This window comes from Leisingera daeponensis, from assembly GCF_019801465.1.
GTDB classification, from domain to species: Bacteria; Pseudomonadota; Alphaproteobacteria; order Rhodobacterales; family Rhodobacteraceae; genus Leisingera; species Leisingera daeponensis_A.
Genome location: NZ_JAHVJA010000008.1, coordinates 16,246 through 38,801 on the forward strand (window position 1 = coordinate 16,246; position 22,556 = coordinate 38,801).

The 22,556-nt window shown below is 65.6% G+C and carries 19 protein-coding genes; 10 read left to right on the plus strand and 9 right to left on the minus strand.

The genetic code is table 11. From position 1 onward, the window contains the following. The first annotated feature begins 2 nt into the window (after window positions 1-2). From KUV26_RS16115 to KUV26_RS16155, 9 genes are all read left to right on the plus strand, one after another. The gene (locus KUV26_RS16115) at window positions 3-800 is read left to right on the plus strand and encodes an NAD-dependent epimerase/dehydratase family protein (RefSeq protein ID WP_222509079.1); all 798 of its coding nucleotides are present in this window, start codon (window positions 3-5) and stop codon (window positions 798-800) included. After that, window positions 793-1,569, plus strand: a complete 777-nt coding sequence (locus KUV26_RS16120; protein ID WP_222505844.1) for a glycosyltransferase family 2 protein — start codon at window positions 793-795, stop codon at window positions 1,567-1,569. Before KUV26_RS16115 ends, KUV26_RS16120 begins: the two co-directional genes overlap by 8 nt. Further along, complete coding sequence (locus KUV26_RS16125) at window positions 1,566-2,759, plus strand: DegT/DnrJ/EryC1/StrS family aminotransferase (protein ID WP_222509080.1); 1,194 nt, start codon at window positions 1,566-1,568, stop codon at window positions 2,757-2,759. The genes KUV26_RS16120 and KUV26_RS16125 overlap by 4 nt, the downstream gene beginning before the upstream one ends. A 70-nt stretch (window positions 2,760-2,829) precedes the next feature. Continuing rightward, window positions 2,830-3,948: a GDP-mannose 4,6-dehydratase gene (gene gmd, locus KUV26_RS16130; protein WP_222509081.1), complete on the plus strand. Its 1,119-nt coding sequence runs from the start codon at window positions 2,830-2,832 to the stop codon at window positions 3,946-3,948. A gap of 11 nt (window positions 3,949-3,959) precedes the next feature. Next, complete coding sequence (locus KUV26_RS16135) at window positions 3,960-4,892, plus strand: GDP-L-fucose synthase (RefSeq protein ID WP_315900130.1); 933 nt, start codon at window positions 3,960-3,962, stop codon at window positions 4,890-4,892. Window positions 4,893-4,913: 21 nt separating this feature from the next. Further along, entirely contained in the window at window positions 4,914-6,008 is a 1,095-nt protein-coding gene (locus KUV26_RS16140; RefSeq protein ID WP_222509082.1) for a polysaccharide pyruvyl transferase family protein, read from the plus strand. Window positions 6,009-6,128: 120 nt separating this feature from the next. Further along, on the plus strand, window positions 6,129-7,085 hold the full coding sequence (locus KUV26_RS16145) for a glycosyltransferase (protein WP_222509083.1): 957 nt from the start codon (window positions 6,129-6,131) through the stop codon (window positions 7,083-7,085). Window positions 7,086-7,148: 63 nt separating this feature from the next. Continuing rightward, on the plus strand, window positions 7,149-8,351 hold the full coding sequence (locus KUV26_RS16150) for a lipopolysaccharide biosynthesis protein (protein WP_222509084.1): 1,203 nt from the start codon (window positions 7,149-7,151) through the stop codon (window positions 8,349-8,351). A gap of 104 nt (window positions 8,352-8,455) precedes the next feature. Next, window positions 8,456-9,790 carry an oligosaccharide repeat unit polymerase gene (locus tag KUV26_RS16155; protein ID WP_222509085.1) on the plus strand — a complete coding sequence of 445 codons (1,335 nt, stop codon included), beginning with the start codon at window positions 8,456-8,458 and terminating at the stop codon, window positions 9,788-9,790. Window positions 9,791-9,836: 46 nt separating this feature from the next. Here the strand turns inward: KUV26_RS16155 and KUV26_RS16160 are convergent, their stop codons facing one another. From KUV26_RS16160 to KUV26_RS16170, 3 genes are read right to left on the minus strand one after another with little or no spacing between them, the layout of a single operon-like run. Continuing rightward, complete coding sequence (locus KUV26_RS16160; protein WP_222509233.1) at window positions 9,837-11,216, minus strand: polysaccharide biosynthesis/export family protein; 1,380 nt, start codon at window positions 11,214-11,216, stop codon at window positions 9,837-9,839. Between the two features lie 25 nt (window positions 11,217-11,241). Further along, complete coding sequence (locus KUV26_RS16165) at window positions 11,242-11,877, minus strand: YjbF family lipoprotein (protein ID WP_222509086.1); 636 nt, start codon at window positions 11,875-11,877, stop codon at window positions 11,242-11,244. Further along, window positions 11,874-13,994, minus strand: coding sequence for a YjbH domain-containing protein (locus tag KUV26_RS16170; RefSeq protein ID WP_222509087.1), 2,121 nt, complete (start codon window positions 13,992-13,994; stop codon window positions 11,874-11,876). Before KUV26_RS16170 ends, KUV26_RS16165 begins: the two co-directional genes overlap by 4 nt. A 314-nt stretch (window positions 13,995-14,308) precedes the next feature. On the opposite strand from KUV26_RS16170, the gene KUV26_RS16175 reads away from it, so the two are divergent. Further along, a complete protein-coding gene (locus KUV26_RS16175; RefSeq protein ID WP_222509088.1) occupies window positions 14,309-14,599 on the plus strand; it encodes a hypothetical protein in 291 nt (96 codons plus the stop codon). Between the two features lie 90 nt (window positions 14,600-14,689). Here KUV26_RS16175 and KUV26_RS16180 read toward each other — a convergent pair whose 3' ends face one another. From KUV26_RS16180 to KUV26_RS16205, 6 genes are all read right to left on the minus strand, one after another. Beyond that, window positions 14,690-16,834, minus strand: coding sequence for a polysaccharide biosynthesis tyrosine autokinase (locus KUV26_RS16180; RefSeq protein ID WP_222509089.1), 2,145 nt, complete (start codon window positions 16,832-16,834; stop codon window positions 14,690-14,692). Window positions 16,835-16,947: 113 nt separating this feature from the next. Beyond that, window positions 16,948-17,634, minus strand: coding sequence for a sugar transferase (locus KUV26_RS16185; protein WP_222509090.1), 687 nt, complete (start codon window positions 17,632-17,634; stop codon window positions 16,948-16,950). Window positions 17,635-17,809: 175 nt separating this feature from the next. Further along, window positions 17,810-18,268, minus strand: coding sequence for a hypothetical protein (locus KUV26_RS16190; RefSeq protein ID WP_222509091.1), 459 nt, complete (start codon window positions 18,266-18,268; stop codon window positions 17,810-17,812). Window positions 18,269-18,668: 400 nt separating this feature from the next. Next, a complete protein-coding gene (locus KUV26_RS16195; RefSeq protein ID WP_222509092.1) occupies window positions 18,669-18,935 on the minus strand; it encodes a VPEID-CTERM sorting domain-containing protein in 267 nt (88 codons plus the stop codon). Between the two features lie 131 nt (window positions 18,936-19,066). Beyond that, the gene (locus KUV26_RS16200) at window positions 19,067-19,723 is read right to left on the minus strand and encodes a metallophosphoesterase family protein (RefSeq protein ID WP_315900131.1); all 657 of its coding nucleotides are present in this window, start codon (window positions 19,721-19,723) and stop codon (window positions 19,067-19,069) included. A gap of 213 nt (window positions 19,724-19,936) precedes the next feature. Continuing rightward, on the minus strand, window positions 19,937-22,324 hold the full coding sequence (locus KUV26_RS16205; RefSeq protein WP_222509094.1) for a calcium-binding protein: 2,388 nt from the start codon (window positions 22,322-22,324) through the stop codon (window positions 19,937-19,939). Between the last annotated feature and the right edge of the window lie 232 nt (window positions 22,325-22,556).

Here is a 22,556-nt window from a genome sequence, read left to right on the forward strand (position 1 = left end):
CGATGGCCGCGAAAATCTATATCACAGGCAGCGGCGGGATCGTCGGGCGCCATGCGCTCAAGGTGCTGGCGGAGCTTGCTCCCGGCGCTGAAGTGATCCGCAACACGGCAGACCTGACAAATCTCTCCGAGACGGCTGCGGCGATTGCAGCAGCGGGCCCGCTGGATCTTGTGATCCACCTTGCGGCAATGGTTCCGGTGGCAGCGGTCAACGCCGACCCGGCCAGGGCCTATGCGGTCAATGCGGGCGGCACGATCAACCTGCTGTCGGCGCTGTCGGCCTCCCCCGCCCGGATGCTTCTCTGCTCGACCAGCCATGTCTATGCCAGCCAGGACACTCCAATCCCGGAGACCGCAGAAACCAAACCTGTCACTGTGTACGGGCAGAGTAAGTTGATGGCCGAACAAGCGGCGCTGGAAATCTGCGCTGTCTCGGGCCGCTCTCTTTGCATCGGCCGCCTGTTTTCCATTCATGATCCTGAACAGACCGGAAGCTACTTGCGGCCTTCCCTGGAAAAACGCTTCACCGAGGCGGACCCTGAAGCAGATTTCGAGCTTTACGGAGCAGACGGGCTCAGGGATTTCCTGACCGCTCGCGCAGCCGCCCGGTATCTGGTCCGGCTGGCGCTGTCAGATGCGGAAGGCGTGGTGAATGTGGCCTCAGGCAATCCGGTGACGGTTGCCGGGTTCGCGCAGTCCTTAGCGCCCTTTCCACTCAAGATCACTCCTATGGGGCAAAGCAACAACTTGGTGGCCGACGTTTCGCGCCTGCAGCACATACTTGGAGAATGTAATGCCTGAACGGATTTCCATCGTTATCCCGACCTTCAACCGGGCCGAGATGCTGCCAAAGGCCATCGACAGCGCTCTCGCGCAGACCCATCCCTGCGAAGTGATCGTGGTGGACCATGGTTCGACCGACAGCACGCCTGAGGTGGCGGCAGGCTACGGCAGCAAAATTACCTATGTGCGCCGTGAGCGTGACTTCGGCCCGCATTTCTGCTGGCTGGAGGGGGTGCTTCACGCCTCGGGAGAATATGTGCATCTGCAATATGATGATGACTGGATCCACCCGACCTTCATCGAGAAATGCGCGGACCTGCTTAAGGGTGATGTGGGCTTTGCCTTCACCGGCGCGGAAGTTGTCGACGACAGCACCGGCAAGCAGACGATGACACAGTTCCTGGACTGGCTGCCCGCTTCCGGCATCTTCGAAAACCGTCTGGCGGAGGAAAAGATCGTCGGCTCACTGATCTCTCCCGGTGCCGCGGTCTTCCGCCGGCAGATCCTGATCGACGCGCTGTACCAGGGCCGCCTGCCGCTGCAGGGCCATGAATACCACGGCGTCGGTCCAGATATTTTTGCCTCGCTGCTGTCCATGCTGCGCTATCCCAAGGTGGGCTTCGTCAAGGAGCCTCTGGCCAGCTTCCGCGCTCATGACGGGAGCATCACAATCGATGCCTTCAAGGACCGGAAGAAAAAGGCAGATATCGCAGCCGCCTACAACGAGGTGCGCCACTACTATGTCGAATTAAAGGCCATGCAGGCCGTACGGGAGGCACGCGCATGAATATGATAGCCCGGAAGCCGGTGACCCTGGCGGAAGAAACGATTTCGCAAGCTGAGCTGGAGGCCACCGCGGAATGGATGCTGGCCGGTAACCGCCTGACCAAGGACGCGCTCACGGTTGAGTTCGAGCGGGAGTTTGCAGAATGGATGGGGTGCCGCCACGCGGTTTTCGTCAACTCGGGGTCGTCAGCCAACCTGTTGATGATCTATGCCGCCAAGGAGGCGGGGCGGTTGCGCAACAACAAGGTGATTGCCCCGGCTGTCAGCTGGGTCACCACGGTGTCGCCGCTGATGCAGCTGGGGTTTGATGTGCGGCTATGCGATTGCGACCCCCAAAACCTGGGCCTTGACCTCAACCACTTGGAAGAGCTCTGCCGGACGGAAGCACCGTCAATGCTGTTGCTTGTGCATGTGCTGGGTCATGCAAACCACTTGAAGGAAATTCAGGAGATTTGCGACCGCTATGGCATTCTGCTGCTGGAAGACAGTTGTGAAGCTTTGGGGTCAACCTATGGAGACCGCAAGCTGGGCTGTCACGGGACAGCGGGCAGCTTCTCCTTCTATTACGGCCACCACATCTCCACCATCGAGGGCGGGATGGTCGTGACCGACGACACGGAATTGCATCAGGTAATGCTGTCGCTGCGCTCCCACGGCTGGAGCCGCGATCTCGATCCGCAACGCCGTGAACGGTTGCAAAGCCAGCACAGGATTGATGATTTCCGCAATTTATACACGTTCTACCACGCGGGTTTCAATTTGCGCTCGACCGATTTGCAAGCCTTTATCGGGCGGATGCAGCTGAAGAAGCTGGACAGCATCTGCACCGTCAGGGCGCGGAACTTCGGCTCTTACGCGGATACGCTGACCGGCTACTACCAGCAGCGCAGCGATACAGGCCTGTTGTCCTCCTTTGCCTACGGGACATTGGTTGAAAACCGGATGGAGGTTTTTGAAAAACTCAAGGAAAATCAGATTGAGTGCCGCCCGCTGATCTGCGGAAACATCGCCCGCCACCCGTTCTGGGTCCGGGAGTACGGCGAGCAGACCTTGCCTAACGCTGATCTGGTCCACGAATTCGGCATCTACCTGCCGAACCACCACAATCTGAGCCGCGCTGATGTCAGCCGGGTTTCGGGAGTCTTTGCTTCAGTTGCCCGGCCAAAGGATATGCACACAACTGCAATCTGACAGCATTTGGGTTACGGGGCAGGAAATCTCTCCTGAATGGCCAGATCACGGAACAGGCGGAAAATACGAAATGAAGAAGGCACTTATCACCGGCGTCACGGGCCAGGACGGGTCTTACCTGGCGGAGTTTCTGCTGGAGAAGGGCTATGAGGTGCATGGCATCAAGCGCCGGGCCTCGTCGTTCAACACCCAGCGGGTCGACCACATCTACCAGGACCCGCATGCGGATCACGCCCGTTTCAAGCTGCATTACGGCGATCTGACCGACAGCTCGAACCTGACCCGGATCCTGCAGGACGTGCAGCCCGACGAGGTCTACAACCTCGGCGCCCAGAGCCATGTGGCGGTCTCCTTCGAGAGCCCGGAATACACCGCCGACGTCGATGCCATGGGCACCCTGCGGCTCTTGGAGGCGATCCGCTTCCTCGGGCTGGAGAAGAAGACCCGCTTCTACCAGGCCTCGACTTCCGAGCTGTACGGCCTGGTGCAGGAGACGCCGCAGCGCGAGACCACGCCGTTCTACCCGCGCTCGCCCTATGCGGTGGCCAAGCTCTATTCCTACTGGATCACGGTCAATTACCGCGAGGCCTATGGCATGTATGCCTGCAACGGCATCCTGTTCAACCACGAGAGCCCGCGCCGCGGCGAGACCTTCGTGACCCGCAAGATCACCCGCGGGCTGGCCAATATCGCGCAAGGCCTGGAGCCCTGCCTTTATATGGGCAACATCGACGCGCTGCGCGACTGGGGCCATGCCAAGGATTACGTGCGGATGCAGTGGATGATGCTGCAGCAGGCGGCGGCGGAGGATTTCGTCATTGCCACCGGCAAGCAGTATTCGGTGCGCCAGTTCATCGCCTGGTCCGCCGCCGAGCTGGGCATCCACCTGGAGTTCTCCGGCTCGGGCGTGGACGAGATTGCCACCGTTGCGGCGGTCGAGGGCGACAAGGCGCCGGCGCTGAAGCCCGGCGATGTGGTGATGCGGATCGACCCGCGCTATTTCCGCCCGGCGGAGGTGGAGACGCTGCTGGGCGACCCGGCCAAGGCCAGGGAGAAGCTGGGCTGGGTGCCGGAGATCCCGGTGCAGCAGATGTGCGCCGAGATGGTCGCCGAGGACCTGAAGACCGCCCGCCGCCACGCGCTCCTGAAGGAGCACGGCATGGAAGTGCCGGTCTCTGTGGAGGACTGAAAGAGCACACCATGGCCTATGATCTGAAGGGAAAACGTGTCTTTGTCGCGGGCCACCGCGGCATGGTCGGTGCCGCCGTGCTGCGCCGTCTGGCAGCTGAAGACTGCGAACTGGTCACTGCCGCCCGCGCGGAACTGGACCTGGTCGACCAGGCGGCCGTCAGGGCCTGGATGCAGGCGCAGCGCCCCGATGCCATCGTCATGGCAGCAGCCAAGGTCGGCGGCATCAAGGCCAACAGCGATTTTCCGGTCGATTTCCTCTATCAGAACCTGATGATCGAGGCGAACCTCGCCCAGGCCGCCCATGAAGCGGATGTGGAACGGTTCCTGTTCCTGGGCTCATCCTGCATCTACCCGAAATTTGCGCCCCAGCCGATCCCGGAGGACAGCCTGCTGACCGGCGCTCTGGAGCCCACCAACGAATGGTACGCCGTTGCCAAGATCGCAGGCATCAAGCTGATGCAGGCCTACCGGCGGCAGTACGGCCGCGACTGGATCTCGGCGATGCCGACCAATCTCTACGGCCCTGGCGACAATTACGACCTGAACTCGTCCCATGTGCTGCCGGCGCTCCTGCGCAAGTTCCACGAGGCCAAGGAAGCAGGCGCCGCCTCGGTGGAACTGTGGGGCACCGGCACGCCGCGGCGCGAGTTCATCCATTGCGATGACCTGGCGGATGCGCTGGTGTTCCTGCTGAAGGAATACTCCGGCCACGATCATGTGAACGTAGGCTCCGGGGTGGAGGTCACCATCCGCGAACTGGCGGAAACCATCGCCCGGGTGGTCGGCTACGACGCGGAGCTGGTGTTTGATACGACCAAGCCGGACGGCACGCCGCGCAAACTGATGGACAGCTCCCGGCTGCATGCCATGGGCTGGAACAATTCCCGGTCTCTGGAAGAAGGTATTGGCCAAACTTACAGCCATTGGCTCCAGAACGCCTGATTTTGAACTAGGAAACACGTTATGAATATTCAAACAACTGAGCTGAAAGCCCCCCGGGTTGCCCTTGTCGGCGGGCAATGGGCCCAGAATGTCGGCAATGCCTTTTTTAACCTGGGCGGGGAATATGTACTGAAGCGCGTGTTCGGCGACAATGCGGTGGGGTATTTTCAGGATCAGCCGAACTACCGCACGCTGCACAACAAGTTCAAAGGCAACCCGGACAATTACGTCGATTTTGTCAAATACCTGGATATCGACTATCTGGTGCTGCAGGGGCCGGTGCTGAATGCCTGGATGGCCGCCAGCTGGGAAAAGACGTTCAAGGCGCTGCAGGAACGCGGCACCAGGATCATCCTCCTGTCCTGCGCCTTCTTCAAATTCACCGGCAGCGAGATCGCCAAGGTGAAGGCCTTCCTTGAAGCATATCCGCCGGCCCTGATCTCCACCCGGGATGACAAATCCTACGGCATTCTGAAGGACTGGCTGCCCGGCGTTCCGAAGTACAACGGGATCGACTCCGGCTTTTTCCTCAACCGCTGCGTCACCCCGTTCAAGACCCGCGGCAGCACGCCTTACATGGCAATGAATTTCGACCGCTACCCGGAGCCGAGCATCTCCGAAAGCGCCTTTGATGCGGGCAAGTTCCGCACCATGCGGATCGAACTGGAAGGGGCAGCCTACCATCTCGGGATTCCGAACTTTCTCGACAAATCCGCGCATAAGGGCAAGATCCGCAGCTACTTTGCCGACCTGACCGACCGCCGCAAGCTGCCGGAGACCTTTGCCGGCCGGATGGTGGTGCGTCCGGAGCACCGTTTCTTCCCGCATGTCACCCACAAGATCTACCGCCAGCCCAATGCCACCGCATCGGACGAGCCCTGGACCTACATCAACATCTACGCCAATGCGGATTTCACCCTCTCCGACCGGGTTCATGCCTGCGTGGCAACCCTGGCCTTCGGCAGCCCGGCAATGCTGTTCACGCCAAGCCCGCGCTCGGCGCTGTTCGGCCGTGTCGGCCTCGAGGAGATCAAGACCCGGCTGGTGACCCTGGACCTGGATTACCTGCACGAGGAACAGGAAAAGGAAATCGCCTGGCTGAAAGAGCGGCTTTGAATGGCACGGAAAGTTTTGGTTGTAGGCCCCTTCCCGGGGCCTATCAGCGGCCAGACAATCTCAACGCAGAAATTTTACAGCTATCTCCTGGGCAGGCATGGGGCCGGGAGAATCCGTAAAGTGAACATCGCCCGCGGCAACCGGCGGCTGCCGCAGGCGGTCAAGCTGCTGCGGGCCGGCTGCGCGGCCGCGCGCATCTTGCTGGAAAGCGGGCGCTCCAGCAGCACCTATATCTCGGTGGATGCCAACAAGGGAATGTATCTGACATTCCTCTACTGCCTGTGCGCCCGGGCCAGATCCTCCCGGGTTTTCCTCCACCATCACACCTACTCGCATATCTCGGAGCGGAACCGGGCGATGGCATGGATCGTCTCTGCGGCCGGCGCGGATGCCGTGCACATCAGTATCTGCCGGGAAATGTCCCGGGCGCTTTCCAGCCGCTATCCGAAGATCAGGCACACTGAGAACCTGTCGAATATTTTCCATATCGGGTCCGCCGAGCAGGGCGCGCGGCCGGAAGGCAGCGGTACGGAGATCGTGCTGGGCCATATGTCCAGGCTGTCCTGCGAGAAAGGTGTCCAGACCTGCCTGGAGGTGTACCGGAACCTCAAGCGCCGGGGGATTCCGGCAGTTCTCAGGCTGGCAGGCCGTTTTGCCGATGCAAAGACACGGGACCTGGTGCAGGCCGCCGCCGCCGGCGACAGCGGCATTCAGCATCTGGGAGAAATCTCCGGTCAGGAAAAGGAAGCGTTCTTTCAGTCGCTTGGCTTTTTCCTGTTCCCCTCGGCCTACAAGAACGAAACCCAGGGGATTGTGAACCTTGAGGCGCTTTCCCACGGGGTTCCCGTTCTTGCCGTCGGGCGCGCCTGCCTGAAATCGGATCTCAGCCGCCAGCCCGAATGGCTGTTTGCGGACCAGGCTGCGTTTACCGGCCGTGTCCCGGACTATATCGCGGACAATCTTGACCGGTACCCGGAGCTGCGGCGGAACGCTGCCGCGCTCTTTGAAGACCTGAAAGGCGAAAGCGGGGACCAGCTGGAGCGCATTTCAGACCTCCTGGTTCCCCTGGAGGCATGACGAGACATGCCGCCCCGACGCCACACCCTCTCTGTTGTTTTCTCCAGACTGGTTTTCAGCCTCGTGCAATGGAGTCTGATCTCCATCCTGGCCCACTCCGGGGATGTGGAGGCGATCGGGGTCCTCGGGGCGGCGCTGGCGGTCAGCACGGTGTCCTTCGGCTTTTTCAACATGGGGCTCCGGCAGGGCATTGCGACGGATCTGTCCGGCACTTTTCCGGATTCCGGCTATTGGGTATTCCGCATCCTCACCGGCGGGCTGGCCTGCGCCGCCATTGTTCTCTTCGCAAGCCTGACCGCGGCCTCCAGCATGGCATTTGCGGTCACGCTTGCGGTGCTGCTGCCCAAGCTGGCGGAAAGCTTTTCCGAGGCGGCCTACGGCTTTTTCCAGCGGTCCGGCGACCTCGGGAGCATTGCCCGCTCCCAGCTCCTGCGGGCGGTTCTGGCGTTTGCGGCCTTCCTGGGCACCTATACGGCGACCGCCAGCCTGTTCTGGGCGACGCTTGGATGGGGGCTGTCGCAGTTTGCGGTGTTCGCCCTGGCGGACAGGAGCGCAAGCGGCCTGGCCGGCCGCCGCGGCCCCGGTCTCCGGGAGCTGCCGCTTCTGCAAATCGCCCTGACCCAGCTTCCGGTGGCGGCCGGCACGCTGATCGGGGACATCGGCCTTCTGGCCCCGCGGTTCCTGGTCGATGCCGCTGCCGGCGATTTTGAGCTGGGCCGGTTCACCGCGGTCTATTACCTGTTTCAGGCCGCCAATATCCTGGTGCTGTCCCTGCTGCTCACCTTCCTGTCGCCGCTGGCCCGCAGCTTCCAGGACGGCCGGTTTGCCGCCGTGCGGCGGCAGGTCTTCAGATTCCAGCTGCTGCTGATGCTGTGCTGCGCCGGCGGTTTCCTGACCGCGGTTCTGGCCGGCGACTTGGTGCTGCTGCTTCTCTACGGCGCCGCATTTCAGGATCTTGACACGGTTTTTGTCCTGCTGGCGGCAGGCTGGAGCTTCAAATACATGGCGCTGGTGCCGCGGGTGTTCATCACCGCGGGGCGGTATTTCTCGACCGGAATGGTGATGGATGCCGCCGCAACAGCCCTGACCCTTTCCTGCTGCGGCTATTTCTACCTTGTCCTGGACACGGGCCTGATCCATCTGTCGGCCGGCTTCCTGCTGGCCCAGGTGCTGTCCCTGGTTTGCTTTAACGGCATCTTCCTGTACCGGCTGCGGGCGCCCGGCGCCGGCCCGGAGGACGGGAAGGCCGCATGCGGGGGCGGATGAACCGATGGCGGAAGACAATCTCCGGATGGTCTGCATGGCTTCTCCTGCGGCTGGCGCCTGCAGGCCAGGGGCGCACGCTGCGACAAGCCGGATGAGGAGTGGAAATGGCAGTTGATGTATGGCTTGCTGCGGTGCTGGTAGCTGCGATGCTCAGCTATGCCGTTGTCCGGCAGCATATCAATCTTGCACTTTTCCTTACCCTCATGCTGCTCGGCGTGGTCTTCCGGTTCGGATATATTGATGCAGGCCTAATCACAGAAGGGTATTTCTTCCGCGAAGTCCGCGGCAAGCCTGCAGATCTCCTCTGGTCGTATCAGTGGCTTTTGATCTTTACGCTTGCAGCCTTTGCCGCCTACGGAGCGTCAGGCAATGGGGGGCGGAGGGCCGCGCAAAAGCTCAGCAATGCCTGCAAATTGCCAGTCCGTTCCGATCTTGCAGGAGTTTCCGTTCTCGCGGCCGCCGCAATGCTGGCAGCCGCAATCATGTTCATTGCGAGCCTGTTCGGGGGGCTTGGAAACGCGATTCAGTTTTTGTCTCGGCGCGCAGGCGCAGGAACGGCCGGATTGGGATTTATCACGCTCAGCCTGCAATTCTCTTTTGTTTTCATAGGCCTCGCGATTCATTCCGCCCGCATCAACCGAAGGTTCTTTTTGGCATCAGCAGCAATGGCCATGGGGCTGCTGCAAATTTGGATTATCTTTGCAACCGGGTCGCGCGGGACCGCTGCTATTAACGCGCTTGGCTTCAGCCTCTTCTGGTTCTGGACGCCTCAGCGGCCATCGCAGGACGGAAGCGCCCGCTTCGGTATGCGCCCGCGGACTGCGCTTATGCTGGCGGCCGCCGGCACCGTTGCAGTCTTCCTGCTTGTTGTTGTCGGCGGGGCAATCCGCGATGTGGCCCAGGGGAAATCGCAAAGCCTTGATCTTGCGGAAAGCTTTGATGGGGCTGCGCTTGAGTTTGCTGCGGCCCTGCCCATTGTAGACCTGATGAGCGCTGTCAAAACCTATGTGGACTATCAAGGTCATGACTATGGGATGCAGTTCATCAACTATCTGGGGCGCTTTATTCCGCGTTCAATCTGGACGGAAAAACCCGACGTGTTCGGGGTTGCGATGCGGGTCTTCTTTTCCGGTGACCGCCTTTCAGGCGTGCCTCCGACAATGGCAGGCGAGTGGTATATCGCCTTTGGCGGCACAGGCATCCTTCTTGGCGGTATCTTACTCGGTTTTATATTGCGGGTTTGCGACAAACTTTGGCTGCTTGCCCGCACCCAAAGCCACGCGGTTATCCCAGCAGTGTTCCTGACAGGAACAGTACCTGTCCGTATGGTGCGAGAGGGTATGGAAATTGGTGTGTTTTTCCTGATCTACATTACCGCCGCCTTCATTCTGTTCCGCTTCATAAGCCGTTTGAAGGCCAAAAGGCAGCCTGCCTTATGACGTCTCGGCGGCCTGCCTTGGCAGGCCGCTGTGCCAGGAAGCGCCCTCAATCCGCCAGCGCATTGACCGGCGCGGTGATCAGCGACGGGGTGATCTGGTCGATGGTGCGGCCCCAGCGGGTGACCGGGTTCTCCGCCACGAAGACGATGTCATCCGGGCGCAGCTCGAAGCGGGCGGCCAGCGGCAGATGCGCGGCGTTGCGCACGTCCAGGTGCCAGGCGGTCACCGCGCCGAACTCGCGGATATCGTCCGAGGCGCGCAGCACGTAGACCTGCGAGGCGTCGCCGGTCTCCTTGGCGATGCCGCCGCCGGTGTCGAACAGCGCATCCGCCAGCGTGGCCTTGCGTTCGAACGGCAGCGTGTAGCGGCCCTGGGTGCGGACCTCGCCGCTGAGGTAGACGTAGTCGCGCTCCACCGCGTCCAGCTCCAGCGCCTGCGCGAAGTTCTCCCGCCGCTCGTTCAGGTCGGCGCGGCGCAGGGTGAGCGCGGCGGTCAGCTCGTCGATGGCCGCCTTGCGGCCCGCCAGGGTGGCCTGCTGCAGCTGGATCTGCTGCGCGAAATAGCGCTCGGCGCGGCTGAGGTCGTAATCGGTGTCCACAAACACCGAGTCATCCGCCAGCAGGGGGATGCGCTGCAGATCGGAGCGGGAATAGAGATCCTCCAGCGGGATCTGGTACATGCTGCCGTCGCGGTAGATCCTGACCGAGCTGGTGTCGATATCGGCAACCGAGACCGAGCCCGCCGCCGCCAGCGCCTCGCCCAGGGTGAGCGGCGTCAGGGTGATCGGCAGCACTCCGGGCTGGCCCACGGCGCCGCCGATGGAGACGCGGCGGGAGTTGAATTCGGAGACCTCCAGGCTGAAGGTCGGGTCGATCTGGCTTTCCACCAGGCGCTGGAACAGCAGCGCCTCGGCCTCGTCCACGGTGAGGCCGGCAATGCGCACCCGGCCCACGTCCGGGATGTTGATCGAGCCGTCATCCTGCACCGTGTAGCCGTTGCGGCTGTTCTGCGCCGCCAGCAGTCCCGACAGCTCGGCCACCGTGCCCTGCGTCGACGGCGTCGACAGCACCAGCACGTCGCCGGTGCCGATGGTATAGGGGCCGGGGTCGATGCTGGGCGGCGGGTCCAGCCGCAGCCCCTGGCGGCTGCCGTCCTGGGTCGAGGGCGCATCCGGCAGGGTGCCCGCGCCGCGCGGGCTGGCGCCGGCGCCCGAGCCTGCCGAGATCCGGAACACCGCGGGCAGGGTCCTGGGCTGATAGGCTGCGCGGTTGGCGACCAGCACGGTCTCCGGCGTCATCGCCACCACCCGGACCTTGCCGGTGTCCGACACGCCGGCCTTCACCGCCGGGCTGCGGTAGATGGTCGAGCAGCCGGCGGCCAGTCCAGCCAGGGCCAGGGCGCTGAGGGCAAGGGAAATACGGCGCACGATGCGTTCTCCAATCAACTTATATTCAATTCTCATCCGGCACCGTCTTCATGAAGAGGTTGCCAAGGAAGCTGCCGGTCCATTGCGAGGACTGCACAACCGCCCCCTGCCGGACCCAATAGGTATTCGTGAAGCTTTCCGCCATCCCGTGGCAGCGCTCTTCCAGCTGTTGCGCGGCAACCGGCAGGCCGCGCAGAAAGATATCCCCGGCGCCCAGGCGGGTGACCGCGCAGCGGTAGGCGTGCAGCTCGATCTGGTCGTTGCCATTGAGGAAGCTGTGGAACCGCTCCGCGGTGCCCTCCCGCGCCGCCAGCACCAGATCCGCGCTCTGGCGCACATCCGAAGCGGCCAGGCCGGAGCCGAAGCCCTTGGCGGAGGTGAGGAAGCCCTGCTCCAGCGTGATGGTGGCGCCATCGGCGGTGAGCCAGGTCTGCACGCCCGCGCGTTCGGTCTCCAGGAGCATGACACCGCTCAGATCGCGGGTCGGGAAGGCCACCTCCAGCCGCGGCGGGACCGGCCGGACGGAGGCCAGCGCCGAGGCGCGCGGGTGGAAGCGGGGCGCCTCCGGCTGCAGCGCGCCGCGCAACAGGTCGAGGTCGTCCTTTGCCTCGCCGCAGGAGAGCAGCAGCAGGGTGAACAGGAGGGGGGCCAGGCGTTTCATCGCAGGAATCTCCCCCAGCCCCTGACCAGTTCCTGGGCGCGGGCCTCGCGGGTGACGCCATAGAGCCGGTTGCGCACATTGAGCCGGGCGCCGCCATCGCGCAGCACCGGGCGGATCACCTGCGCCAGCCGGTCGCGCGACGGGCGGCCGGTCAGCCAGGACACCGGGATCTCCAGCCGGATCCCCTTGTCGAAACTGCCCTCGCCGAAGTCGCTGAAGCCCACCGAGGTCAGGGTGAAGAAGGCGCCGACCTTGAACCCGTTGGCAAATTCCCGGTCCAGCGTGACGGTGGCGCCGTAGTCGCCGGCCAGGTAGCGGCCGGCGTCGATCTGGGCGTGATACTCCCCCGGCAGATCGTAATAGGCCGACAGATGGCCGGTGGCGGCCGAATAGTCCTGGAAGCCGAACAGCACGTCGAAATCGCGCTGGCGCACATAGTTCAGCTCCGCCCCCAGCGCCAGGCGGCTGTTCGCCGGGAACCACAGGATCTCGCCCGACAGGCCGCCGTACATGGTCTCCAGATAGCCCAGCGTGGCGCGGGCATAGAGATTTTCCCCGGGCCGCCAGATGTACTCGGCGGTCAGATGCTCGACCCGCAGGTCGGACTCCCGGGCGTAAAGCCCCCAGTCCGAGCGCACCCGCTGGATCACCGAGTTGGACTGGCGCCGGCTGTCGTCCAGGTTGCCCGCAAGCGGCTGGCGCAGCCCGGCGGACAGGGTCAGCCCCGGCGACAGCGTGTAATCCAGCCCCAGCTGGGCGCCGATCTCATAGCGCAGCGGCGCGTCCGGGTCGAAGAAGGAGGCCTGCAGATAGGGGCCGAAGCGGTAGCTGAAATGCGGATAGGCCGCCGCGGTGAAGCCGCCCTTGACCAGGGAGATGCTGTCGGAGACCTCGGCGCGGGCAAAGCTGCGCCAGGCGCCGTCGGGATCATGCTCCAGCTCATAGAGATCATTGCGGGCAATCCGCACCGCGCTGAGCGGCACGCCGTTTGCCATCAGCGCGATGTCAAAGTCCCGGGTTCCGGCGGGCTGGGTGTTGGCCAGCACCCGGGCGGTGCGGCCGATGGCCTGGGCGGCCTGGCCGTAGGTGCCGTTTTCCACCCCGATGCGCAGGGTCCCGCCTGCCTCCTCAAGGTAGACCAGCCGCAGCCCTTCCTGCTGCAGCTGTCTCTCCAGAACCTGCTGGCGGCGAACGGCTGCGGCGGGCGCGTCCGGCAGGTTCCAGCTGGCCAGCGCCACCTGGTCCACCGGCAGCAGGGGCGGCGGCGCCGCCCCCTGCCCCCCCGGCGCCACGCTCTGGCGGGGGTCGATGAAATAGCTGTAGCTGACCCCCAGGGTGCTGCCGTAAAGGTAAGAGGCGGTCAGCTGCGCGCCGTTTTCGAACCGGTACTGGAGACCGAAATTGAACGGAGAATTGAGCTCGAAGCCGGATCTGGATGTTTCCTGGGCATAAAGATCCGGGGAGTATTCCGCGAGCAGGGTCAGGCGGTCGCTGTACTGCCAGCTGGCGCCGCCGAACAAAGCCGCATCGCCGCGGAACCAGTTGCCGAAATCAAGCTGGCCGGTCTCCGAGATGCCGCCCGCTCCGGATGCTTCCCGCGTTTTGAACCGGTCCGACAGAACCCCCAGCGGGTTGGAGAAACTGCCGCGCCCGGCCATGCGCCCCCAGCCGATGCCGCCCGTGATCTTGAACCGGCCCCGAAGGGTCTTGGTCGCGACAATATACTCGGCGGCATTTACCCCGGTGCCCCCGAAGTCCCGAAGGCCAAGCGCAATGGCCGGGCCGTTCCGGGTCTCGTGCCGCAAGCGGAAATGCAGGTCGAAGTTCCTGTCGTATAGGCGGTCATGCACGTCCGACAGCCCCTTGATGGCACCGTAGCGGAAGCTGCCATGCACCCAGGGCAGCAGCTGGAAGGTCATGGTGCCGCGCAGCGTTCCGTCAAATCCTCCTGCAGTGAACACCAAGGTGCCGTCCTCAAACATCTCTGCTGTCGGGACCTCGATCAGACCGGGAGTGCCGTAGGTGGAAACACTTTGCGCAGCGAGCGGCGCCGGGGCGGCTGCCAGCAGCAGCGCTGCCAGCAGAAAATGCCGTCTCTGGAGTATCCGTTGTCTCATAACGCTTTAAAAAATCACTTGTGGCCCGCTTCCCCTTATCCGTTTTCCGGCAGGCTGTCCCGCGGCCGGGTGAAAAGGGGCGAATTGTCTCTCGCCTGTGGCGAATCTGCCTGTTTCATTGCGCTTTTAAGGCGCCGCTGCAACCCTTGCCGGCGCCGCGGGGCGGCAGCCGCCCCGGGCGCCCTGCCGGGGGGCGTTTCCGAGGCGCAGCACAGCAAAAAAATGCAGTATTCCGGGGCTTTTACAGCAGTGCGGCATTCTCAGGGCAAAGCCGGCATGATAGGCTGGCGCCGGATAGGTTTAGGAGATTAACGATGACCCGGATGACCCTCTTGGCGCTGGTGCTGTCTGCAACCGGCGTTTGCGCCCAGACTGCCAGCGAGAATGACTGCGAAGACACCCAAAACAGCGACGGCGCTGACTGCGCCGGCCTGCATGCGGATGCCGGCGAGGCCGCTGCCGCCGCAGAGGCGGAAGGCGTGACCGGCTTTGTGCCGCTGGTGGCCCCGGCCCTGGGCGCGGTTGCCGCCGCGGCCGGTGTTGCGGCGGCCGCGGGCGGCGGCTCCACCCCCTCCACCACCAGCACCACCAGCACGGCAAACTGACCCCGGCCGGGAACCGGCCAAGGACAGAAAAAGAACGGCGCGCCCTGATGGGCGCGCCGTTTCTGCAAGCGCCGGTCCGGGCCGGACGCCTCAGCTGACGTAGTATTTCGAGCCGTAGTCGCCGTAGCTGTAGCCGTACTGCTTCATCCGGCGGGTGTTGATCTGGCCCAGGATCATCCCGGTCAGGCGCTGGTTGTCGGTGTGGAACAGCCGCAGGGATTCCGCCACATCCTGCTCGGAAGTGTCATCCCATTTCACGGCCAGCAGCACCGCATCCGCATGGCGCGCGATCAGCCGGGCATCGGAGACGATCAGCACCGGCGGGGTGTCGATCAGGATCACGTCATAGCTTTGCCGCATCTCCTGCAGGAAGGCGCGGAACCGCTCCGAGGCGAACAGGTCGGCGGCATTGGCGGAGGTCTGCTCCCCCGCCAGCACGTCGCAGCCCAGCAGCGGATCCTGAAAGATTGCCTCCTGGGCCGGAAGATCGCCTGCCAGCACCGAGACGATGCCCTGCGGCGGCACATCGCTGAGCTGGGCGGTCATGGTCCGGCGCCGGATGTCGCCCTCGACCAGCAGCACCTTCTTGCCGATGCCGGTAAAGTTCTGCGCCAGCGCCAGCGCGTTGGTGGTCTTGCCTTCGCCGGGCAGCGAAGAGGTCATCACCACCACCTGCGGCGGCTGGTCCACGTTGGACAGCATCAGCGAGGTGCGCAGGTTGCGCACCGCCTCCGCCGTGGCGGACGAGGGTTTCTCGGCCAGGTATTCCAGCACCTTGCGGCGGCCGCTGGCCGGGAACACCGGGATCTGCCCCAGCACGCTGTAGCCGGTCTTGCGCTCCAGGTCCCCGGCCGAGCGGTAGCCCCGGCGCCGCGCCTCCAGCAGCAGCACCGCGCCCGCGCCCAGCATCAGCCCCAGCAGCCCGCTCATGGCGAGGATCAGGGATTTCTTCGGCGCCGACGGGAACAGCGGAATCACCGCCCGCGACAGCAGGCGGCTGTCGGCCTTCTGGATGCCCTCCTGGGCAGAGGTCTCCTTGAGGCGGGTCAGGAAATACTCGTAGAGCAGCCGCACCGCTTCGGCTTCGCGGCTGAGCTGCTGCAGGGTGATCAGGTCCTCGCCCTGGCGGGCGGTCTGCCGGGACAGCTCCGCCTCCGACTGCACCAGCGTCTGAGCCTGCTGGGCGGCGCGGCGGGCATCCAGCGCGGCGCGGGCCAGCAGCCGCTGGAAGGCGGTGTCGAAAGCGGCGGCGCCCGCCGCGGTCTCCGCCTGCGCCAGCAGCCGCTGCAATTGCCGGTCCTGGCTGATCTCCGCCTGCGCCTCGCGGGTTGCCGCCGCGCGCAGCCCGTCATAGCGCGCCTGCGCGGCGTCCGCGGCGGCCTTGGCCAGGGAGATGCGCTCGCGCAGGTCCTTCAGCTGCACCTCCTGGGCCTGTAGCGCCTCCGGCGAGATCAGCGCGGTGCCGGCGTTGAATTCATTGGCCTTGGCCTCGGCGGCTTCCAGCTCCGCCTTCAGCTCGGCCACCCGGCCGGTCAGCCAGGTCGTCGCCTGTTCGGTGGCGTCGAATTTCACCTCGATCTGATTGAGGATGTAGAGATCCACGATGGTGTCGGCGATCAGCGCCGACTTGCGGGCCGATTCGGTTTCCGCAACCACCCGGAACACCAGCGTGTTGGGCACATTATGCACCGAGACCTTGCTCAGCAGGGTGGAGACAACGCTGTCCCGGATCAGCTGCTGCACCAGCTCCTCCGGCATCTCCGCCGCCGGGCGCTGCAGGCCCAGCAGCGATTTGATCCCCGATTTCACCGACCGCACCAGGACCGCCGGGGCAGAGGGCTCGGTCAGCGTGCCGTTGAACTCCGGATCCTCCATCAGGTCCAGCTTGTCGACAACCTTGCCCATCAGCCCGCGCGACTGCAGCACCTCCAGCTCGGAGTTGACCTCGGCATAATCGCCCGACAGCCCGCTGACGACGCTTTGCAGATCGACCACGCTTTGCTGCTTGGTTTCCAGCATCACCACGGCGCTGGAGGTGTAAAGCGGCACCGCCGCGACAAAGGCATAGAGGCCGCCGGTGAAAACGGCCGCCAGGGTGGCCAGCGCCACGATCCATTTGCCGCGCCACAGGGTGGCCGCCAGGGCCCCCAGGTCGACGGCATCATCGTCCGGCGCCTCCGCGGGTGCCGGGCGCGGCACCGCGAAGGAAGCTTCGTTCAAAGGCAATTGTTTCATGAAGTCCCGAAACCCGTAATGACCGGCGCGTGCCGGCGGCGTGCTGCAGCCCCGCATACACGCCGCCGCGCCTGGAAGAAAGGCCTGCGCAACCGGCGCGGGCGCGGTGCGGCTCAGCGGCCGGTGGTGCCGAGCACCGCCAGGCCGGTTTTGGCAATGATCTTCAGATCGGTGAGGAAGCTGCGCCGGAACAGATAGGCCACGTCCAGCGCCACCCGCTCGTCATAGCTGATGTCATTGCGCCCCGAGACCTGCCACAGACCGGTGATGCCGGGCTTCTGGGCCAGGTAGGCGGAGACGCTGCTGCCGTATTTGGCGAGTTCCTTGGTGACGATGGGGCGCGGGCCGACAAAGCTCATCTCGCCCTTCAGCACGTTCCAGATCTGCGGCAGCTCATCCAGGCTGGTCTTGCGCAGGACGCGGCCCAGCCGGCTGATTCGCGGATCATCGGCCAGCTTGTGGTCGCGCGCCCATTCCGCGGCGGCCGCCGGATTTTCATCCAGATGCGCCTGCAGCATGGCCTCGGCATCCGCCACCATGCTGCGCAGCTTCCAGCATGTGAACGGCTTGCCGTTGCGCCCCACCCGGGTATGGCCGAAAAAGCCCGCGCCGCCGTCGCTGCGCACCAGGGCCCACAGCAAAAGGATGACCGGCATCAGAACCGGCAGCAGCAGCAGGGCAAAGCCGATGTCAAAGGCCCGTTTGCCGAAGCTGGAGTAGAATCCGGGCAGTCTCTGGCCGGGCAGATGATGATCAGAGGACTCATCAATGGAATACGCGGTCAGTGCAAAATCCTGCATCGTCAAACACCCGTAAATTCAAACATCTAAAGCAAAACCCTCCCGTTAAACGGGACGGACAGATGTTCAATACACTTAAGTTGTGACGAATTTAAGTAGCATTTTTCATACTGCCGGAATTTGGCCAGTGCGTGCTGCAGGCGGGCCCCGATCCTGCCGCCCCCGGCAGCCGCCTTCAGCCCCCGCGGCAGGCGGCGATGCCCATGCGGATCAGCTCGCTGCCCTTGATCTTGTAGACCCCGGAGATCCGGTTCCGCCCGGTGTGCAGGAACCAGGCCCGCAGCGGTTCGGGGTAGTGCCGGGCCATCAGCCTCGAGAAATATTCGAAGTCCTTGTCCTTGAGCCGCACGCCCCGGCGCGAGGGGCCGTGAAAGCCGAAGACCGTGCCGGGGGCCACGCAGGTGCCCGGCAGCCCCAGAAAAAGGGTGCAGGTCGAGTAGCAGATCCGCCCCCGGATCTCGACACGCACGGCGCTGCGCCGGAGCTGCTTCAGCTCGATCAGGCGCTGGTGCAGGTAGCCGCCGGAATCATTCCCCACGACAAGCGGGGCCTGCGCCGGGGCCGCCGGGGCCCACAGCGCGGCAATGGCCAGGGTGATGGCTGCAGCCGCGGCCTGCCGCCCCGGCAGGGTCATCTGCCCGGGTCTGCCGGGAGCCTCCGGCAGGCGGCCGGATTGCGGATTCCGCTGTCCGCAGCCCTGTCGTTGGAACCCATCGCAAAACCCCTCCCGGTTGCGTGCCAGGGTGTGACCGGGGATTCCTGCCTGAGTGGTCCGCCTTCAATGGCGGTATGCTGCGGCGCGCCTGCAAGGCGGCGCGCGCGGCCTCAACCGTTATTCTAGCGCAAAGGCGGGCAGATGGATGCCCCTCCATTGGAGGTAGCGGCCCGGCCCGGGGAAGGGCGGCGCAACATCCTGCGCCGGGCGCGTGCGCGGCCATGCCCCGGGCCGGTGCCGCGGAGGTCAGCGCCCCGGCGCCCTGCCCGGTTCCGGGAGGGCTTGCCGGGGTATGTCCGGAAACAGAAGCCCTGCCGCGTCAGGCGCGGCGCCGGCGGTTCACTTCCCAGGCCAGGATCAGGGCGGCGCCCACCGCCGCCAGCGTCAGCAGGCCGGTGCCGGCATCGATTTCCGGCACCCCATGCGGGTTGCCGACGCCATTGCCCCAGCCATTGCCGCCAGCATTTCCATTGCCGCCGCCATTGCCGATACCGTGCCCATGGCCGTTGCCCATGGCAAAAGCCGCCGTCAGGGTCATGCAGTTTGCAGCAATTGCGGCACCTGCGGCAGTCAGGAAAGTCTTCATGGTTCAGCCTCAACTGGTTAGAGTTCGCACCCCTGCACAGCCGTTAACATTTTCCTAAAAAACACGCAACTTCCGGCCGCCGTCTGCCGCGGCGTTTCTACCCGTCCGTGTTCCGGCGGCCCCGGCCCGCGCTAGAGCCTTGCCTGCAGGAAGCGCACCGCCCCGTCCGCCAGGCAGGCCGCCGACAGGGTGCCGCTGGCATAGGCGCCGGTGTCGACGGCAATCCGGCCGTGCGCGGCCGCCGCTTCGCTGACGATGGTATGGCCGTGCACCACCCAGACCCCGTCGCGGCGCGGAGTGCGGAGAAACTCCGGGTGCCCCCACATCAGCACCTCCCCGGCCTGCCGGTCCGGAGCCGCTTGGGGATCCGCGCCGGCATGGGCCACCAGCACATTGCCCGACAGCCGCGAGGTCTCCAGCCCGGCCAGCCAGTCCATCAGCGCCGGCCCCATCCTCTCCTGCAGCTGGTCCCGGCACGCGCGCAGCTCCTCTGCGCTCATCTGCGGCCGGACGCCCGGCACGGCGAAGGAGGCCAGGGTCTGCAGCCCGCCATTGCGGATCCAGCGGCCGCCCCCGCGTTCGGGATCGCGCAGAAAGCGCAGCAGCATGTCCTCGTGATTGCCCTTCAGGCAGGTCAGCTCCGGGCGCGCGCTGAGACAGCGCAGCACGTCGGCGCTGTGCTCGCCGCGGTCGATGTAATCGCCGGCCAGCACGATCCGGTGGTCCTGCGGCACCTGCGCCAGCATCCGCTCCAGCAGCCCCAGGCAGCCGTGCACATCGCCGATCACGCAAAGCGGTTCCCCGGGCGCCGGATCCGCAAAGCGGGCGCCCCGCCCGGATGTCTGCAGGCCGGATTTTTGCGGCCTGAGTTTTTGCAGCAGGGATGACAGCACGGGCAGACGGCTCTCCGGTTGGCCTGCGCCGCGGCGCAGGGGCATGGGGGTCCGGCGGTGATACCCCCCTGCCCGCAGCGGGGCAAGCCGCGGGGGCTGGCGGCCTGCTCAGAACAGGAAATCATCCGCAGCCAGCTGCCCCGGCCGCAGGCCCTCCAGCAGGAGCCAGCCGCTGCCAGTGCCGATCAGGGTGCCTCCCTCTGCCAGGCTGATCTCCAGATCGGCAAAGCGGTCCGCGGCAGCACCCTCCAGGCGGATGCGGTCCAGACCGGGGGTGAAATCCGCCACCGTGTCGCGGCCGTGGCCGCCGGCAAAGACAAAAATATCGGCGCCGCCGCCGCCTTGCAGCAGGTCGCGCCCGGCCTCCCCCATCAGGCTGTCCGCGCCGCGGCCGCCGTCCAGCATGTCATTGCCGCCGCTGCCAGCCAGCCGGTCGGCGCCATCCCCGCCTGTCAGGCGGTCCGCGCCATGGCCGCCCCACAGCACATCATCGCCGGCGCCGCCCCACAGCCGGTCATTGCCGCCGCCGCCCTGCAGCCGGTCATCGCCGCCGTGCCCGGCCAGCACATCCGCCCCGTCCTCACCCAGCAGCCAGTCCCGGCCGGTGCCGCCGCGCAGGCTGTCGGCCTCACTGCCGCCTGCCAGCCGGTCATCGCCATCGCCGCCCGTCAGCAGGTCGCGCCCGCCCCCGCCCCACAGACTGTCCTGCCCGGTGCCGCCGTCCAGCATGTCGGCACCATAGCCGCCCCACAGCCGGTCATAACCATCATCGCCTGTCAGGCTGTCTTTGCCGCTGCCGCCCTGCAGTACATCGCCGCGGCCGCCGCCCCACAGGCTGTCATTGCCCCTGCCGCCCCACAGCGTGTCATGCCCGCCCAAGCCCGCCAGCCGGTCATCACCGCTGAGCCCGTAAAGCGCGTCGCGGCCGCCGGTGCCCGCCAGCACATCATGCCCGCTGCCGCCGTAATAGCCGCCGCCGGGCAGAGTGTCGCCCAGCCCCTGGCGCTGCGGGAACTGAAACCGCAGCGCCGGGCCGAACACATCCTCCAGCTCCAGCCGCCCGCCGCCAGCCTGGCCCACAACGATCCTTGTGCCGCCCGCCTCCAGGTCGATGCCATAGCTGCGGCCGCGGCTCTGCAGCTGGGCCGGGCTGTAAAGCCCCTCGAACAGCGACAGGTCCAGCAGGTCCTCGCCGGGGGTGAAATCGCGCACCGTCACCGCTGCCGCACCGGGGGTAATGACAAAGATGTCGGCGCCGCTGCCGCCGGTCAGATCGCCGCCCTGCGCGCCCGAAACCAGCACATCATCGCCGGCCTGGCCGTACAGATCCGCCGCCCCCGCACCGCCCTCCAGCACGTCATTTGCAGCGCTGCCGCCGAGCCGCGCCTCGCTGTCTCCGGCCCGGCGCACAACGCCCAGCTCCGCCAGCGGCAGGGTGAAGCGGCTGATGCCGCCCTCGGCGCCGGAGGCGGCAAAGACCTGCAGCTGGCCGTGTGCCGCCACCGCCTCCAGCGCGGTCACATTCTGCAGCCCGAGGCCGGGCCTGTGCTCCAGGCTCTCAAGATGGATCAGTTCGCCGCCCGGGGTCAGGGTGAACAGGCTGAGGCCGCCGTCATTGCCCGCCGCCAGCACCAGCAGGTGATCCCCCGCCTGCACCACCTCCAGCGCCGAAAGGCCGCCGAACCGGGTCATCGCGGTGTCCTGCAGCTGCGCCTCGAACCGCAGCCCCCCCGCCGCGTCCACCTCCACCAGGGTGAGCGAGCTGCTGCCCGCGGCGCCCAGCAGCGCCCAGGCCTTGCCGCCCATCTCAAACCCCTCCAGCGCGGTGATGCCGGAGACCGAAAGCCCCTGCCCCGCGCCCAGCACCGCCCCGGGGCTGAGCGCGCCGGTGGCGGCATCCGCGCTGTAGCCGCGCAAGGCCCCGGCATCCGCCGCCAGCAGCACCGGCCCGCCCGCGGTCTGCACCGCGGCCAGGAGCGCCGAGGGCTCCAGGCTGAAGGGCGCGCCGCCGCCGGTCTGCGCCTGCACGTTGCCGCCCGCATCCAGCCGCCAGCCCTGCAAGGCGCCGCCGGACAGCCCCACCGCGTAAAGCGCCGACCCGCCGCCCTGCAGCTGCAGCACCGCCACCGCGCCCGGCCCGCCCGCATCGGCGCCCGGCAGCGCCTGATGCTGCTGGCTGCCCAGGCCGCCGCCGCTGCCCAGCTGGTAATAGCTGAGGCCGCCGCCTGCCTGCTCCTGCAGCAGCCGCAGACCGCCGCCGGTTTCCGCCAGTTCGAAGTTGCCGGTGCGCAGGGAGGCCTGGCCGTGCAGTTGCCGGCCCGCCAGCTGCGGCAGGCCGCCATTGTCCGGCAGCTGCCAGCGGCTGAGGCCGCCGTTCATGCCGTTGATGGCATAAAGCGTGGCCTGGCCGTCCTGCACCGCGATCTCCAGATCGCGCAGATCGGTGCCGAAAATCATGTCCTCCGTGCCGAACCGTCCGCTGAATGCCAGTGCCATCGTGCCGCTCCCATGCGCTGCAAAACCCGGGGGCACCCTGGCGGGCGGGCGCGGCGCAAAACGGGCGGCAAATCTGGCGAAACCGGGGATATTGTTTACAGATTGAGAACAATTGCGCGAACAGGCGGGGAATGGGCCGGGAACAGAGCGGAACCCCGCCCGCCGCCCGCGGGGGGTGTTGCGCACCCGGCGCACGCCCCGTTAGCGCCGCCTTGACCCGGCTCTGGCACTC